15 protein-coding genes, 1 tRNA gene and 1 pseudogene are annotated in these 15,358 nt (G+C 72.6%); 6 read left to right on the forward strand and 11 right to left on the reverse strand.

Going from position 1 to position 15,358, the window contains the following annotated elements:
* From NH339_RS06975 to NH339_RS06990, 4 genes and pseudogenes are all read right to left on the reverse strand, one after another.
* Positions 1–892: pseudogene (locus tag NH339_RS06975) on the reverse strand (hypothetical protein); the annotation flags it as partial.
* Positions 889–1,491, reverse strand: a complete 603-nt coding sequence (locus NH339_RS06980) for a hypothetical protein (RefSeq protein ID WP_253023829.1) — start codon at positions 1,489–1,491, stop codon at positions 889–891. The pseudogene NH339_RS06975 and the gene NH339_RS06980, both read right to left, overlap by 4 nt.
* Positions 1,488–2,510 (reverse strand): FAD:protein FMN transferase, encoded by a 1,023-nt coding sequence (locus NH339_RS06985; protein ID WP_253023830.1) that lies wholly within the window; start codon positions 2,508–2,510, stop codon positions 1,488–1,490. Before NH339_RS06985 ends, NH339_RS06980 begins: the two co-directional genes overlap by 4 nt.
* Positions 2,507–2,791 carry a hypothetical protein gene (locus tag NH339_RS06990; protein ID WP_253023831.1) on the reverse strand — a complete coding sequence of 95 codons (285 nt, stop codon included), beginning with the start codon at positions 2,789–2,791 and terminating at the stop codon, positions 2,507–2,509. Before NH339_RS06990 ends, NH339_RS06985 begins: the two co-directional genes overlap by 4 nt.
* Positions 2,792–2,922: 131 nt before the next feature.
* Here NH339_RS06990 and NH339_RS06995 point away from each other — a divergent pair, with 131 nt between their 5' ends.
* Positions 2,923–4,275 carry an FAD-binding oxidoreductase gene (locus tag NH339_RS06995; RefSeq protein WP_253023832.1) on the forward strand — a complete coding sequence of 451 codons (1,353 nt, stop codon included), beginning with the start codon at positions 2,923–2,925 and terminating at the stop codon, positions 4,273–4,275.
* A 181-nt stretch (positions 4,276–4,456) separates the two neighbouring features.
* Positions 4,457–5,881: an ATP-binding protein gene (locus NH339_RS07000; protein WP_253023833.1), complete on the forward strand. Its 1,425-nt coding sequence runs from the start codon at positions 4,457–4,459 to the stop codon at positions 5,879–5,881.
* A gap of 40 nt (positions 5,882–5,921) precedes the next feature.
* Here the strand turns inward: NH339_RS07000 and NH339_RS07005 are convergent, their stop codons facing one another.
* Complete coding sequence (locus tag NH339_RS07005; protein WP_253023834.1) at positions 5,922–7,616, reverse strand: acyl-CoA dehydrogenase family protein; 1,695 nt, start codon at positions 7,614–7,616, stop codon at positions 5,922–5,924.
* 73 nt (positions 7,617–7,689) lie between these two features.
* Between NH339_RS07005 and NH339_RS07010 the strand changes: the two genes are divergently transcribed.
* The 3 genes from NH339_RS07010 to NH339_RS07020 all read left to right on the forward strand — a co-directional run bounded on the left by NH339_RS07010 (position 7,690) and on the right by NH339_RS07020 (position 9,931).
* A complete protein-coding gene (locus NH339_RS07010; RefSeq protein WP_253023835.1) occupies positions 7,690–8,424 on the forward strand; it encodes a PaaX domain-containing protein, C- domain protein in 735 nt (244 codons plus the stop codon).
* Positions 8,425–8,528: 104 nt separating this feature from the next.
* Entirely contained in the window at positions 8,529–8,921 is a 393-nt protein-coding gene (locus NH339_RS07015; protein WP_253023836.1) for a tautomerase family protein, read from the forward strand.
* A 122-nt stretch (positions 8,922–9,043) separates the two neighbouring features.
* Positions 9,044–9,931: a hypothetical protein gene (locus NH339_RS07020; protein WP_253023837.1), complete on the forward strand. Its 888-nt coding sequence runs from the start codon at positions 9,044–9,046 to the stop codon at positions 9,929–9,931.
* Positions 9,932–10,206: 275 nt separating this feature from the next.
* On the opposite strand, the gene NH339_RS07025 is transcribed toward NH339_RS07020, so the two are convergent.
* The 6 genes from NH339_RS07025 to NH339_RS07050 form a co-directional block, all read right to left on the reverse strand.
* Positions 10,207–11,400: a hypothetical protein gene (locus tag NH339_RS07025; protein WP_253023839.1), complete on the reverse strand. Its 1,194-nt coding sequence runs from the start codon at positions 11,398–11,400 to the stop codon at positions 10,207–10,209.
* Positions 11,393–11,920, reverse strand: coding sequence for a SigE family RNA polymerase sigma factor (locus NH339_RS07030; protein ID WP_253023841.1), 528 nt, complete (start codon positions 11,918–11,920; stop codon positions 11,393–11,395). The genes NH339_RS07025 and NH339_RS07030 overlap by 8 nt, the downstream gene beginning before the upstream one ends.
* Before the next feature lie 86 nt (positions 11,921–12,006).
* On the reverse strand, positions 12,007–12,822 hold the full coding sequence (gene yidC / locus NH339_RS07035) for a membrane protein insertase YidC (protein ID WP_253023844.1): 816 nt from the start codon (positions 12,820–12,822) through the stop codon (positions 12,007–12,009).
* 52 nt (positions 12,823–12,874) lie between these two features.
* On the reverse strand, positions 12,875–13,150 hold the full coding sequence (locus NH339_RS07040) for a hypothetical protein (protein ID WP_253023846.1): 276 nt from the start codon (positions 13,148–13,150) through the stop codon (positions 12,875–12,877).
* 428 nt (positions 13,151–13,578) lie between these two features.
* Entirely contained in the window at positions 13,579–14,226 is a 648-nt protein-coding gene (locus NH339_RS07045) for a DUF6338 family protein (protein ID WP_253023848.1), read from the reverse strand.
* Positions 14,227–14,453: 227 nt separating this feature from the next.
* A tRNA-Ser gene (locus tag NH339_RS07050) sits at positions 14,454–14,540 on the reverse strand.
* A 78-nt stretch (positions 14,541–14,618) separates the two neighbouring features.
* Between NH339_RS07050 and NH339_RS07055 the strand changes: the two genes are divergently transcribed.
* Positions 14,619–15,257 (forward strand): nucleoside/nucleotide kinase family protein, encoded by a 639-nt coding sequence (locus NH339_RS07055; RefSeq protein WP_253023850.1) that lies wholly within the window; start codon positions 14,619–14,621, stop codon positions 15,255–15,257.
* The last annotated feature ends 101 nt before the right edge of the window (positions 15,258–15,358 follow it).

Raw genomic sequence — 15,358 nt, forward strand, 5'->3', positions numbered from 1 at the left:
CGACGCCCGCACCCCACGTCGCACCTCGCGCGCGGAGGGCGGCGCGGTCCACGAGCAGGTCGCCGGCCTTGGTCCAGCGGCCGTGGTACCCACCGAGGAGGACGGTCCGGTCCGCTCCGCCGACGAGGTCGGCGACCCGTCGGCCGTGCGGCACCTCGACCACGCCCGGGTGCGGCACGTCGCCCAGCAGCGTCGCGAGCGTGCTCCCCGGCTCGTCGAGGGTGCCGACGCTCGCGAACCCGGCCGGTCCGCGACGGCCCAGCAGCCCCAGCTGCGCAAAGGTCTCGACGTTCGACAGGAACGTCGGGTGCCCGTCGACCCCGTGGACGGTCGGCAGCGTGCGTCGGCCACCCGGGACCGGCGCCGACCCCGAGAGCCGGTTGACGAGCGACCGCGCCTCGCCGCCGACGAACGTCCCTGCTGCGTCGACGACCCGCACGTGGTGCGCGTCGGTGCGCTCCACGAGCGCGGCACGCAGGGCCGCAGCAGCCTGCGGGTCGTGGACGGCGACCACGGCGTGCGTCGTGCGCAGGGCTTCCGCCACGACGACGACGCCGTCGAGCACGAGGTGCGGGACGCGGCGCATGAGCACCCGGTCCTTCCAGCTCGCCGGCTCGCCCTCGCTGCCGTTCACCACCACCCGCACGTCGGACCCGGGCGCGACTCCGGCCAGCTTGGTCGCGACCGGGAAGGCTGCACCGCCACGGCCCAGCAGCCGCACCGACGCCACGTCGGCGGCGAGCGTGCGCGCTGCGTCCGCCCGGAGCGCGCCATGCAGGAGCTCGTGCTCGACGAGGGGCACGTGGCCGGTGTCGCGCGCGCCGGAGAGCAGGGCGTCCGCTCCCCAGGTGAGGACGGCCGGGGGACCGCTGGGACAGGTCAGGACGGTCATCGGGATCCTCCTCGGACGAGCACACGGTGGGGTGGGACGGAGTCGGTGAGGACGGTCGTCCGACGGGGACGGGCGAGAATGCGCAGCGCCGCGGCTCCGGCCACCGCCAGCGCGCAGCCGACGTAGACGACCGTCGCCCAGGCACGACCGGTGTCGGTGCCGGCGAGGACGCCGTGCCCCATGCTCAGCAGCCAGCCGACGTAGGCGGAGCCGTGCACGGTGCGCCAGACGAGGGGCGAGACCCGCGAGCCGGCGAGCCGGCCGCGCGACAGTCCGCTCAGCGCGGCGGCCACGAAGGCCCACACCGCGAGGGCGCCGAGCCCGACCGCGAGCGGCGCGAACCCCGAGGTGAAGGGCACGACCACGGAGGTGAGCGGCACGTCCACGTGGGTGTCGAGCACGAGCAGCCCGACGTGCAGGACCAGCGCCGCCAGCGCCGTGAGCGCGACCGAGCGGTGCGCGAGCTGGCGGACGGCGCGCTGCTCGTGGGCGCCGCTGCCGCGACCCGTCGACGACGCGAGCGCACCGAGGCAGACGGACGCCGTGAACCCGAGGAGGGCCACCATGCCGAGAGCACGAGCCAGGAACCAGAGGGTCATGCCGCCACCTCCGTCTCGGGCGGCCAGCCGCCGACGTGCTCGACGGCACCGGCGACGGTGACCACGCGTGCGGCCACGTCGTCACGCTGCAGCCAGGGCAGGGCCTCCGGGCCGCGGACCACCGCGGCCGTGCTGAGCGTGTTCGCCTGCACCGCGCTCGGAGCCCACACGGTGACCGTGCGCCAGGAGCTGTCGGCGGGTCGGCCCGTACGGGGGTCCAGCAGGTGGTGGGCCGGGACGCCGTCCGTGGTGGTCCAGCGACGCTCCCGGGTCGACGACGTCGCGAGCCCGCCGCGGGTCACGGCGACCCGGGTCCCCGCCCCGCCGCGTCGTTCGGCGACGTCGACCTGCCAGGGTCGGGACGGTCGGCCCGCGAGCGCGAGGTCGCCGCCGATCTCGACGAGGACGGCGTGACCCTCGAGCGCGTGCACCCGGTGGGCCGCCTCGTCGGCCGTCCACGCCTTCGCCACGGCGCCGAGGTCGAGCTCGACGCCCGCCGGCACCCCCACCAGCCGCAGCTCCGGCTCGACCCGGACACTGCGCCAGTCACATCGGTGGGGCCAGTCAGATCGGTGGGGCCAGTCAGATCGGTGGGGCCAGTCAGATCGGTGGGGCCAGTCAGATCGGTGGGGCCGGCTCGGTCGGTGGGGCCGACCCGCCCGCCCCGGCTGCGTCCCGGCCGAGCGACCTCGGGGGGCGGCACGCACCACGTCGAGGTCGGCGTCGTAGCCGAGCGCCGCGAGATGGCCGCCGAGCGTCGGGTCGACGGCACCGTCGGTCGCGCGCGCGGCCTGCAGGGCCACCTGGACCAGCTCGACGGTCAGCGCCGACGCCGGCACCAGCCGGCCGCCATGCCGAGCGACCCGTACCAGCTCTGCGTCGTCGCGGAACCGGCTCACGGCGGCGTCGACGTCGGCCATCAGGTCGCGGACGACGCGCTCGGCGCGGTCGGGCGAGCCGCCCTCCATGGTCACGGACACGGTGCACGACCAGGCGTCCCACCGACGCGTGGCGCTCATGACGCGTTGCTCGACGCGTCGCCCTGGCCGCTGGAGCTGCCCTGCTGCAGGCCGCTCCCGCCCTGATCCGAGCTGCTCCCCTGGTCCGAGCTGCTGCCCCGGCTCGCGTCCTGCGAGGACACGCTCCCCGACGACGTGGTCGCGGTGGTGCCCTGCTCGACGCTCGCGGCGGTGGTGCTGGTCTGTGCGACGACGGCCGCGAGACCACCGGTCGCCACGACGCCCAGCACCCCCGCGCCGACCGCCACCCGGCGGGCCCTGGTCCTCACGTCGGTCCTCATGTCGTCCTCCTCGTCGGTGCCGCTCCGACGGCGGCACCACGAGCATCGGGCGGGACGGGTCAGCCCCAACCCAACCGGACCTCAAATCCACGTCAAGAACGGCGAGGCGTCGCTCGTGGCACGATCGACGGGTGAGCCTCGACGACCTGCCCGCGGCGATCGTGCAGACCGACCCTGACGTCGTGGCCGGGTTCGCGCACGACGAGGCGCGACTGGTGGAGCGCTCGACGCCTGCCGCGGTGCTGTCGCCGCGCGACACCGACGAGGTCGCCGCCTGCCTGCGGGCCGCGCGGGCGGCCGGGCTCACGGTCGTCACCCGCGGCGCCGGCACGGGGCTGGCCGGCGGCGCGAACGCTCCGGCGGGCTCCGTCGTGCTGAGCACCCGACGGCTCGACCGCATCGTCGCGATCGACGTCGAGGAACGGGTCGCCGTCGTGCAGCCCGGCGTGCTGACCGGCGACCTGCGCGCGGCGGTCGAGGAGGTCGGGCTGTTCTACCCGCCCGACCCCGGCAGCGTGGCCATCTCGACCATCGGCGGCAACGTCGCGACCGACGCCGGCGGCATGTGCTGCGTGAAGTACGGGGTGACGGGCGACTACGTGCTGGGGCTCGAGGTCGTCCTGGCCGACGGTCGGGTCCTGCGGACCGGACGCCGCACGGTGAAGGGCGTGGCCGGCTACGACCTGACCCACCTGCTCGTGGGCTCCGAGGGGACCCTGGGGGTGATCACCGAGGTCACGCTCCGGTTGCGGCCCTCCCCACCGGCGCCCGCCACCGTCGTCGCGACGTTCGCCTCGCTGCCCGACGCGGGTCGCGCGGTGGAACAGATGACCGCCGACGCGCTCGACGTGTCGCTGCTGGAGCTGCTCGACGCGACCACGCTCCGGGCGATCGACGCGCACACCGGCATGGGGCTCGACGCCGCCGCGATGCTGCTCGTCCAGTCTGACCAGCCCGACCCCACGGCGACGCTCGCAGCCGTGCAGCGGGCGTGCGAGGGAGCGGGAGCGGTCGACGTCGCGGTCACGACCGACGTCGAGGAGGGACGGCAGCTGCTCGAGGCCCGACGTCAGGCGCTGCCCGCCCTGGAGCGGCTCGGCGACTGGCTGCTCGACGACGTGTGCGTCCCGCGGCGCGCGATCGTGGCGCTCGTGCAGGGCGTCGAGCAGGTGGCCCGCACCGAGGGACTGACGATCGGGGTGTTCGGCCACGCCGGCGACGGCAACATGCACCCGACGGTGATCTTCGACCAGCAGGACCCGGAGTCCGAGGCGGCCGCCCGGCGTGCGTTCGACGCGATCACGGCGCTCGCCCTCGACCTGGGCGGCACGGTGACCGGCGAGCACGGCGTCGGCCGGCTCAAGGCCGGGTGGCTGGCTCGCGAGCTCGACCCCGTCGCGCTCGACGTCCACCGCGCCGTCAAGGCCGCTCTCGACCCGGAGGGTCGGCTCAACCCCGGGAGCGTTCTCGATGCGAGTCGCTGAGGACACCTGGACGTCTCTGTGGAGGACCGGGCGGGTCGCCCGACTGCCGCGCCGGCGTCACGCAGGACGGGGCGGCCCACTGGCGGATCGTCGATCGCGGACGCCCAAAGAGTATACCTTAAGAGACTATTATCCATGATAGTCTCATCAGTGAATCCTTTCCTGACCTGAGGCGCGGCACATGTTCGTGGGACGAGAACAGCAACTGCGGGAGCTCGCCGACCGCCTCACGTCGGTGCGCGAGTCGACGGACGCCAAGCCCGGCAAGGCCGTCCTCATCCGAGGACGGCGTCGCGTGGGCAAGTCCCGTCTCGTCGAGGAGTTCGTCGAGCGATCCGGAGTGCCCTACCTCTTCTACGCTGCTTCGCGACGCCCCCTGCACGAGGAGCTCCAGCTCTTCGTCGACGAGGTCGCCCGCTCCAACCTCCCCGGCGCGGACGCCTTCCGCGACCTCACGGTGACGAGCTGGGACGCAGCGCTTCGACTGCTCGCCAGCGCGACGTCCGACACCGGCAGCATCATCGTCCTCGACGAGCTCCCCTACATCATCGCTCAGGACCCTGCGTTCGAAGGCACGCTCCAGACCGTCTTTGACAGGATCCTGTCCAGGCATCGGCTGCTCCTCATCGGCATCGGTTCCGACCTGGCCATGATGGAGGCGCTCAGCAGCTACGACCGGCCGTTCCACCAACGTGCCGACGAGATGGTCGTGCCTGCGCTCTCGCCCGCCGAGGTCGGCCGCATGCTCCAGCTCGAGCCCGCCGACGCATTCGACGCGCACCTCGTCACCGGTGGACTTCCACTGATCTGCGCCGAGTGGGAGCCCGGCCAGTCCTTGACCGACTACGTGAGCAGCGCGTTCGCCAACCCCACCTCCGCCCTCCTGGTCTCCGCCGAGCGCGCCCTTGCGGCCGAGTTCCCCTCGGAGGCCCAGGCACGAACCGTCCTCGGGGCCATCGGCAGCGACGAGCGCACGTTCACCACCATCGGGCGAGCCAGCGGTGTCACCGCCGCCAGCCTGAGCCGGGCTCTCACGCTCCTGACGGACAAGCGCATCGTGCATCGGGCCACGCCCCTGTCGACGAAGGCCTCGCGGGAAGCGCGCTACTGGGTCGCCGACCCCTACCTGAGGTTCTGGTTGGAGTTCGTCGGGCCGTACATCCACGAGGTGGAGCGCGGACGTGGCGACCGCACCCTCGACCGGGTCCAGAGGTCCTGGACGACGTGGCGCGGTCGCGCCGTCGAGCCGATCGTCCGTGAAGCGATCGATCGGCTCGGCCTCCCGCTCGGACCCGACAGGTCCGCCGGGGTCGTGGGCGGCTACTGGACCCGCAAGAACGATCCCGAGATCGACATCGTCGTCGCGGACCGGACACCCACGGCGAAGGCCCTCTTCGCGGTGGGATCCATCAAGTGGCTCGAGAACGCACCCTTCAGCCGCCGGGACTACCACCGCCTCGTCGAGCATCGACGCCAGCTCCCGGGGGCGACTGACGAGACCCCGCTGCTCGCCGTCTCGCGGGTACCGACGCAGATCGACGACGTCACCGTCCTCGGCCCCGCGGAGCTCATCGCCGCGTGGCCGTCAGGCGATCCAGGCGTCTGACCGGACGCGCGCGACCAGCGCGTCCCCGGCCCGGCCGGCGTCAGGTCGAGAGACCGGGCAGGGCCCGCTCGAGGATGGCGCCCGCGTCGACGTCGGCGTCGAGCGTGCCGAACGCCAGCCCGCCGCGCCCGTCGAGCCGGCTCGAGCAGAACGCGTCGGCCACGGCCGGCGTCGAGTGCCGCACCAGCAGCGACGCCTGCAGCGTCAGGGCCATCTGCTCGACGAGTCGGCGCGCCCGGAACTCGATGCTGCCGAGGTCGCGCGCGGCGGCGGCGAGGTCGGCACCCAGCCGGTCGGCCGCGGCGTCGAGGCGGGCGTCGCCACCGCGGGCGAGGCCGATCTCGTGCAGGAGGGCGTCGGCCACGACCGGCTCGCGGCCGAGCGCCCGCAGGACGTCGAGCGCGTTGACGTTGCCCGATCCCTCCCAGATCGAGTTCAGCGGCGCCTCGCGGTAGAGCCGCGGCATGCCCGACTCCTCGACGTACCCGTTGCCACCCAGGCACTCCATGGCCTCGGCGGTGAAGGCGGGGCCGCGCTTCGTGATCCAGTACTTCCCGACGGCCGTGCCGATGCGTCGGAACGCCTGCTCCTGCTCGTCGCCGCGCAGGGCACGGTCGGCGGCACCCGAGAGCCGCAGGGTGAACGCCGTCGCAGCCTCCGACTCCAGGGCGAGGTCGGCGAGGACGTTGCGCATGAGGGGCTGGTCGACCAGCCGGCGGCCGAACGCCGCACGGTGCTGCACGTGGTGGCCGGCCTCGACGAACGCCTTGCGCATGAGGGCGGCGCTGCCCGTCGCGCAGTCGAGCCGCGTGCAGCTGACCATGTCGATGATGGTGCGCACGCCGCGCCCCTCCTCCCCCACGAGCCAGGCGACGGCGCCGTCGAGCTCGGGCTCGGACGAGGCGTTGGAGCGGTTGCCGAGCTTGTCCTTGAGCCGCACGACGTGGAAGCGGTTGCGCGACCCGTCGGGCAGGATCCGCGGGACGAGGAAGCACGACAGGCCGCCCGGCGACTGTGCGAGCACGAGGAACACGTCGCACATGGGCGCCGACGTGAACCACTTCGCGCCGTGCAGCGTGAAGACCCCGGGCTCGTCGGTCGGCTGCGCGACGGTGGTGTTGGTGCGGACGTCGGACCCGCCCTGGCGCTCGGTCATGCCCATGCCCGCGAGCAGCCCCTGCTTCTGGGTGGGCACGCGCAGCCCTGGCTCGTAGACGCGCGACGTGAGGAGCGGCTCGTACACCTCGGCCAGCGCCGGGGCGTGCCGCAGCGCGGGCACGACGGCGTAGGTCATCGTGACCGGGCACCCGTGGCCGGCCTCGGTGTGGCCCCACACGAGGCTGCCCGCCGTGCGGGCGACGTGGGCGCCTGCCCGCTCGTCCGCCCAGGCGGCGCCGCCGAGGCCCTCGGAGATCGCGGTGTCCATGAGCTGGTGCCAGGCGGGGTGGAACTCGACCTCGTCGACCCGGTTGCCGTAGCGGTCGACGACACGCAGCTCGGGCTCGAACCGGTTGGCGTCCTCTGCCCAGCGCTGCGCCTCGGGACTGCCCGCCAGGCGACCGAGCCGGCGCACGTCGTCCTCCGCCCAGCCGGCACCCTCCCGGTGCAGCGCCTCGACGAGCGCGACGTCGGCCGACGCGTCGTAGGGCGCGAGCGGCGGCGCCTGGTTGGCGTCGGCACCGGTGACCGTGCCGGGGCGGACGTCGCTGACGGTGCGGGGCGGGGTGAGCGTCATGGTCCAAGCATTGCATCATCGTGACAGTTGTCAAGGATCTGCAAGGCCATCTGTGAGGATGGAGACTGTGCGCATGGACGTCCGCCCCCTCAGCGCCCGGTCGATCGTGCTGAGCCTCATGCTCGCGGTGCACCCGCCGGAGATGACGCCGGCGCAGCTCGTGGCCTCCGGCGAGGTCTTCGACGTCCCCGAGTCGACGCTGCGCGCCGCGCTGACCCGCCTCGTCGCGGCGGGCGACCTCGAGCGCTCGGACGGCACCTACCGCATCGGCGCCCGGCTGCAGGAACGGCAACGGCTCCAGGACGCCGCACTCGACCCGCCATACCGGCCGTGGGACGGCACGTGGGAGACCGCGGTCGTGGTCGCCGCCGGCCGGTCGGCGCCGGACCGCGCCGCGCTGCGCCAGGAGATGGAGCGGTTGCGGCTCGCCGAGCTGCGCGAGGGCGTCTGGACCCGGCCCGCGAACCTCGACCGGCCGCTCTCCGCCTGGCCCGACGACCTCGTCGTGGTGGCGAGCTCACGTCCGCTCGACGAGCGCGGGCTCACCGCGCGCCTGTGGGATCTGCCGGCCTGGACGGACGCGGGCGGTCGGCTGCTCACCGCCCTCGACGAACCACGGCCACCCGCGGAGCGTCTGGCCGTGGCCGCCGCGCTGGTCCGGCACCTGCGGACCGACCCGGCCCTGCCGCCGGAGCTGCGACCGTCGGGCTGGAACGCGCCACGGCTGGTCGAGGCCTACGCCGCCTACCAGGCCGAGCTCGCGGCGTCCCTCGGTCGCCCCAGCCCCGCCCAGGACGCCGCTCGCTGACCCGTCCTGACGGCGTGGGTGCCGGACCTCACCCCCGCTCGGGTCGCGCGTCGCCGTGGGCGTGCCGACGATGAGGTGACCGTGTCCCGACGTCAGGAGTCCCCGTGCCACTCGTCCACCTGCACCTCGTCGAGGGTCGACGCACGCCCGAGGAGGTCCGCCGGCTGGCCGACGTCGTCCAGCAGACCCTGCTCGACGTGTTCGCCGCGCCCGAGCGTGACCGCTACCAGCTGATCTCCGAGCACAAGCCGGGCCACGTGATCGCCGAGGACACCGGGCTCGGCATCGAGCGCACCGACGACCTCGTGATCCTGCAGATCACCCAGCAGGGCCGCGACCTCGACCAGAAGCGCGCGCTCTACGCGACCCTCGCCGAGCGGCTCGAGGCCGAGTGCGGCCTCGCCCCGTCCGACCTGATCGTGTCGCTCACGGAGAACACCAAGGAGGACTGGTCCTTCGGCCACGGCGTCGCACAGTTCGTGGAGGGCCTGCTCTAGGTCCGACGCGGCACGGGTCCGGCTGCGTCGAGCCCGGCACTGCCATGCTGGAACCCGCACCCGACACGGAGGACAGCACCATGAGGATCTTCTCGAGGCGCACGGCGGACCACCCTGAACCCATGGACGAGGCGCTGACGTTCCTCACCGTCTCGGACGCCGACCGCGTCCGCACGCTCCTGCACCACGCGTTCGGCGAGCACGGGCTCGAGGTGACCACCCACGCCGATCATGCGGTCGACGCCGAAGGTCGTCAGTTCGGGTTCTGGAACGTCGCGGCCACGTGCGCCGACGTCGACCGTCAGGACTGGCCGGCCGTGGTGCGGGACCACGTGCGGCACCTCCTCGAGAGCTTCGACGGGGAGGACCCCTTCGAGGGCGCAGACCCCGACGACCAGCGGCGTCGCACCTACGTGCGGCTTCTGCCCGCCGACGCCCTCCCCGACCTCGACGCGTTCCCGCACCGCGAGCTCGCTCCCGGCATCATCGAGGCCCTCGCTCTCGACCTGCCAGACAGCTTGTCGATCTACAACCACGAGAACGCACGGGCCGCTGGCGGATGGGAGCTGCTGCACCGGGCTGGTCTCGAGAACCTCCGGGCCCTCCCCACGGAGCAGGTGCAGCTGGTCGACGCGCACGACGGCGGCGCCTTCCACGTGCTGCTCGGCGACTCGGTCCACACCGGAAGCCGCGCGCTGTTGCTCCCCGATCTGCCCGCCGGGGTCGACGACGCCCCGCCGACCGACCTCGGCTGGCTGATGAGCGTGCCGCACCGTCACCAGCTCTGCTGGCACGTGGTGCGCGACGCGACCGTGGTCTCGGTGGTGAACAGCATGGCGCGTTTCACCGCGCTCGGGTACTCCGACGGCGTGGGCCAGGTCAGCCCTCACCTGTACTGGTGGAACGGGTCGGCCTACGTGCAGCTCACCCGCTTCGACGAAGAGGGCACGCTGTCGATCCATGTCGACGGCGACTTCGCCGACGTCCTGCAACGTGCGATGGGCGACTGACAGGCCGGGAGCTGGGGTAGACGCCTCTCACAGAGGTCCGCACCCAGCCCACGCCCTCGTGGGGCAGCACGTGGGCAGCCGCTCCTCGGCACATCGCCCACGCGCTCGCGGGTACGCCAGTCGAGCACCTGCTGATCGTGTCGCTCACGGAGAACACCCATGCGGACTGGTCCTTCGGCCACGGCGTCACGCAGTTCGTGGAGGGCTTGCTCTAGCCGCGCGAACGCCGTCGCCCATCCTCCCTGCGGGGACGGGCGACGGCGTCGCAGTCGTCGTCAGGAGCCGAGGTAGGTCCCGGCGACGCGGATCTTCCCGGGTCCGTCCGGCACGGTGCGCGTCGAGCAGGCGCCGGTGGCGGCGTCGCACGTGGTGACCCGACTGCCCTCGACCTTCACCAGACGGCCGTCGGGGGTCCAGCCGTAGGTGAACCCGTCCCCCGGCAGTGTGATCCGCCGGCCCGTGTCGAGGTCGGTCACGTGCACGACCGGGTTCCGGACCTCGTTGCCCTCCACCCCGTCGACGACCGTCCTGGTGCCGTCCTCGTCGGTGCTGACGAACGTCGTCGTGGTCTGGACGAAGCGGCCGTCGGGCGACAGCTCGTTCGAGGCCCATCGCCCGTCGCCGGAGCCGACCGTGAGGTCAGCGGTGGAGCCCAGCTGCCGTGCGTCGCCGAGCTGGTACGCCGTCGACCCGTGGTCGCCGCCGAGAGCGCGTCCGCCGCCGGTCGACGGGAGCTGCTCGCCCGGGACCGCTGCGACCGCCCTGCCGGTGCGCCAGTTGAGCACCTTCTGCGCGTCGTTCGTGCCGACCACGACGTAGTCGCCCGTGAGGCCGATGGGCGGGACGGTCCAGCCGGCCCAGCTGTACCCGCCGTCGAACGGCACGACGGCCAGCTCGTCGCCGGAGGATGCCTCGACGACGTGCACCTCGTACCCGCTGCCGGCCTTCGTCACGTACGCGAGGCGGTCCGCGGCGGCGTCGGCGCCCGGCACGACCTTGGGGGGCAGGTCGAGCCGTCGCACGGTGCCGTCGGTGCCCACGTAGACCCAGCCACGCGGCGCATCTCCCGCGTCGTCGTCGGAGACGGCGGCGACGACGCCGTCGGCCGTGTAGAAGAGTGTCTGGACGTCCGTGCCGAGGTCGACCGAGTAGTCAGGGTCGCTGAACCAGACGGTGTCGCCCCGCGAGAACGCACCGCCCGTGCGGTAGGCGTCGGAGACGAGGGCGGCGTCGGAGGCGGAGATGCTGCTCTCGACCTGCAGCGACGGTGCACCGCCCCCACCCCCGCTCCCGACGGCGACAGCGGTGCCGGCGACGGCGCCGATGGCGAGGGTCGCGACGGAACGCCGGACCACGGCCCGACGCCGGCCGGCTCGACGACCGCTGCGGATCACCCCGTCGAGGTCCAGCTCGGGGACGGGCTGGGAGGTGGCGTGCTGCCGGATGAGGTCGGTGAGGTGGTCAGTCATCGTGGGCTCCTTCGGTGACGAGGTCGGCGCGGGCCCGCAGGGCTGCGAGGGCGACGACGGTCTGGCTCTTGACGGTGCCGGTGGACACGTTCAGGAGGTCGGCGGTCTCCTGGACGGACAGGTCCTCGAGGAAGCGGAGGACGAGCACCGACCGCTGGCCGAGGGGCAGGGCCCGCAGCGCGTCGGCGAGCGTCACGCGGTCGGCGAGGTCACCGGCAAGGTCGGCCGTGTGGTCTGCGGCGCCTCCCACGGACTCGTCGACGTCGCGTACGTTCTCGTGGTTCCAGGCGTGCTTGCGGAACCAGTCGCGCGAGACGGTGACCATCACCCGTCGGGTGTAGGCCCTCGCCTTGTCGGGCTCGCGCAGCCGGGGCCAGGCCAGGTAGGTCTTGACCAGGGCCGACTGCACGAGGTCCTCGGCGAGCTGCCGGTCCCCGACGATGAGCACCGCCGTCCGGTACAGGTGCGGCCACGCAGCTCGAGCGAACTCGCTGTAGGCAGCCTCGGTCGTCCGTCGCACGTGCACTCCTCGTCCCGTTGAACTCTGTCACCTCATAGACGGGATGGGGACGTGATCCGGTTGGGGACGTCGCACTTCTCGGCACCTCATCGTGCGTCGCGAGGACCAGGACGGTCGACGAGCTGCCGGGACGCGGCCCGCGTCCCGGGCGTCGGGAACCATCGCCACACGACGAACGACTGGCCGAGCGTCCACACCTGGCTGGCGACCCAGTAGACGAGCAGGCCGACCGGCACGAACGTCCCGGCGAGCAGGAGCCCTCCGGCCGAGAGCGTCGGCATCATCCGGGTGGCCTGCTGCATCGCCTCGGGCATCCCCTCGGTCGGGGTGTTGGGCATGACGAACAGGTGCTGGGTCGCGAACGAGACCAGCGCGGCCACGGCCGCGAGCGTGAGGACGACGGCCAGGTGGAGCCCACCCTGGCCGAGCATGCCGCTGTCGGCCAGACCGGTCCCGAACAGCTGGGCACGATCGAAGAGCACCACCTGCTCGGCGTCCATCGACCCGACCGGCGAGCCGGACGCGACGTCGGAGAGCAGGTGGTACAGCGCGATCCACAGGGGCACCTGCAGCAGCACCGGCAGGCACCCGAGCCGCGAGACGCCGTGCTCGGCGGACACGGCACGTCGCTCCTCCATCATGGCGCGCAGGCTCTCGGTGTCGGTGCGGCCCTTGTACCGCTGCGCGATCTCCTGCAGCTGGGGCCGGGCGAGCGCGGCCCGGCGCGCGTTGCGGACCTGGTGGACCGTGATCGGCAGCAGCAGGGAGCGCACCACGACGACGATCGTGGCGATGCTCAGGCACCAGCCGACGGCACCACCGGGGTCGGCCCCGAGGTGCGTGACGAGGGCGTGGGTGTGGGACAGCAGGGCGGACAGGACGTGTTTCAGCGGGTCGAGCATGGGGGTTCTCCTGGTCAGAGGATCGGATCGGGCTCGTCGCCCGAAGGCGACCTCAGACCAGACCGGGAGCGCGCGGACGCACCGGCTGCCGCACCGGGTCCGCGATGCGCGAGGAGAGCACGGGCACCAGCCGCACGGCCTCGCCGGGCCGCACCCCCACCCCCGTGACGCGGTGCTCGACGACGACGCGCGAGCCCACCGCCACCACCAGCGCCGCAGCGATGAGGACCGCGACGCCCGCCGCTGCGGTGGACTCCGAAGGCGTCGCGAGGCACAGGACGAACGCGAGCAGCCCAGTCGCCCGGCTCAGCATCGCGGTCTCGAACACCTCGCCAGCGTAGCCGGGTGGCCTTGCAGACCGCACCGTCAGCGAAGTACGGCCCTAGGAGGGCTCTCGACGAGGGCTTTCGTCGCTGGCCTTCGGCGCGCCAGCCGACCCGCTCGGCGGCCTCGGAGGACGAGGTCGCTCACGAGACTTCGGTGGCTTCCACCCGTGCACCAGGTCCGAACCGTCGGAACGGGTGGTGGTTTCCAGACGTGCGCCGGCAGCACCCGACGGGCCGCCCTCAGGAGGCACGGCTCACTCCCGCCGATCCTTTTGGCGGCTTCACGGACCTCCCGCTGCTCTGCGCAGAAGCCTGTCCAGATCCGTTCGGCTCGGACCTGCGCCTGGTACCCACGTCGCGGACGAGTCGGTTTTGGGTGGCAGAGCGGCCTGAGTAGCCGCTGCCCGCCGGAGGAAGTCGTCTCGTCACGTCAGAGACCTCCTTCCGCCTCGGTCACAGCCAGGATCTGCAGCAACTGTATCGCGGCGCAGTCCACGATGACTCCTCGTGTGCCCTCGATCTCGTCGCCGATGGTGCCGTCAGCGGACACCTGATACGCCTTCTCGAGGAACAACTGCTGGGGCTCCGGGTAGGAGGTCGCGTACGAGGAGGAGCCGTAGTACCCGGCGATCCAGCGATCATCGTTGGTGAGGACCCGGATGAAGCACTCCTCGGCGGACTGGAACGCCTTGTCCCATGCCGTGGGGGTGAAGTCGTACCTGGTCACGTCAGGCAGCTTCGATCGCAGCATGTCCAACCAGCCCCACGTCGGAGCGGGGAGCAGCGCGAGGACCGACGGAATGGCGATGCCGCCAGCCAGAGCCAGCAGAGCTCCGACACGTGGGTGTTCCACGACGAGGCCCTCACCGCGTGCAGCGTGGACAAGGGTGTCGCCGAGGGCAACGAGGTAGACGAGCCCGAAGATGCCGGACGTGACGATGGCACGCACGATCCGGGTGGAAAGCTCGAGGTCCAGCGGCAACCGACCACGGACCGAGATCCGAGTGGCCTGGTAGACGAAACCGGGCACGACAAAGAGAAGGAAGATCAGCAACCCAGTCACCGAGGTTGGCGCCATGCATGCACTCCGTCCTGTAGGCCTGGCACACAGTGTGCCGCCAGCCAGAGACACGTCAGAGTGGAGCGACGGGCGAGAGACCTTCCGGACGTGTGCTCACCGCCACCCGAGAACTTCTCCGCGACCTCGAAATCGACGCAGCAAGCGACGACCAGCCCCAGAAACCACAAGCCCCGAACCCACATCCGTAGGTTCGGGGCTTGCCGATGTCCTGAGACATCACACGGCGGTGGCGGTGGGATTTGAACCCACGGTGGGTTTGACCCCACACATCATTTCGAGTGATGCACCTTCGGCCGCTCGGACACGCCACCGCGGGGTACCTTACCGGACCCCTGCGCGTCACCCGCCGGTGGGTTTGGCGAGCGGGAGCGACCCCGTGCAGGAGGAGGATGAGCGTCGTGGACCTCGACGACCTCGCCGCGCGGGCGGCAGCGCTGGCCGAGGCCGACCCGGCCCGTCGCGTGCTGCTCGGCCTCGTCGGTGCGCCGGGGAGCGGGAAGTCGACGATGGCCCGACGGCTCGCCAACCGGCTGTCGGCGCAGGGCGTCCCCGCCGTGCGGGTGCCGATGGACGGCTTCCACCTCGCCGACGTCGCCCTGCTCGAGCGCGGGCTCCTCGCCCGCAAGGGCGCCGTCGAGACGTTCGACGCGTACGGCTACCTCGCGCTGCTGCGCCGCCTCCGCGCAGAGACCGACCACGACGTCCTGGCGCCGGGCTTCGAGCGCGACCTCGAGCAGCCGGTCGCCGCGTCGATCACGATCGCGCCGGAGCACCGCGTGGTGGTGACCGAGGGCAACTACCTCCTCGACGCCGACGAGCCGTGGCCCGACGTCCGGCGCGAGCTCGACGCCGTCTGGTTCGTCGACCTCGACGACGGACGTCGACGGTCGCGCCTGGTCATGCGTCACGTCAAGCACGGGAAGTCGCGCGAGGACGCCCAGGCGTGGGTCGACGACGTGGACGAGCCGAACGCCCTGCGCGTGACCGCCCGGCGCGAGCACGCCGACCTCGTCGTCCCCTCCCCCTGACCCCAGCGCAGAGCCCGCGTTGTGTGGAGCTGATGACGGTTCCGCGCCAGAAAACCGTCACGATCTCCGCAAAACGCGGGCCCAGGGGCGGCGGGGGGTGG

This window comes from Aeromicrobium sp. CnD17-E, from assembly GCF_024124745.1.
Classification (GTDB): Bacteria; Actinomycetota; Actinomycetes; order Propionibacteriales; family Nocardioidaceae; genus Aeromicrobium.

Excerpts from the sequence above, each read along its gene's own strand:
- NH339_RS06980 (WP_253023829.1), bottom strand. The coding sequence starts at position 1,491 with ATGACCCTCTGGTTCCTGGCTCGTGCTCTCGGCATGGTGGCCCTCCTC.
- NH339_RS06985 (WP_253023830.1), bottom strand. The coding sequence starts at position 2,510 with ATGAGCGCCACGCGTCGGTGGGACGCCTGGTCGTGCACCGTGTCCGTG.
- NH339_RS06990 (WP_253023831.1), bottom strand. The coding sequence starts at position 2,791 with ATGAGGACCGACGTGAGGACCAGGGCCCGCCGGGTGGCGGTCGGCGCG.
- NH339_RS07000 (WP_253023833.1), top strand. The coding sequence starts at position 4,457 with ATGTTCGTGGGACGAGAACAGCAACTGCGGGAGCTCGCCGACCGCCTC.
- NH339_RS07005 (WP_253023834.1), bottom strand. The coding sequence starts at position 7,616 with ATGACGCTCACCCCGCCCCGCACCGTCAGCGACGTCCGCCCCGGCACG.
- NH339_RS07010 (WP_253023835.1), top strand. The coding sequence starts at position 7,690 with ATGGACGTCCGCCCCCTCAGCGCCCGGTCGATCGTGCTGAGCCTCATG.
- NH339_RS07020 (WP_253023837.1), top strand. The coding sequence starts at position 9,044 with ATGGACGAGGCGCTGACGTTCCTCACCGTCTCGGACGCCGACCGCGTC.
- NH339_RS07025 (WP_253023839.1), bottom strand. The coding sequence starts at position 11,400 with ATGACTGACCACCTCACCGACCTCATCCGGCAGCACGCCACCTCCCAG.
- yidC (WP_253023844.1), bottom strand. The coding sequence starts at position 12,822 with ATGCTCGACCCGCTGAAACACGTCCTGTCCGCCCTGCTGTCCCACACC.
- NH339_RS07045 (WP_253023848.1), bottom strand. The coding sequence starts at position 14,226 with ATGGCGCCAACCTCGGTGACTGGGTTGCTGATCTTCCTTCTCTTTGTC.
- NH339_RS07055 (WP_253023850.1), top strand. The coding sequence starts at position 14,619 with ATGAGCGTCGTGGACCTCGACGACCTCGCCGCGCGGGCGGCAGCGCTG.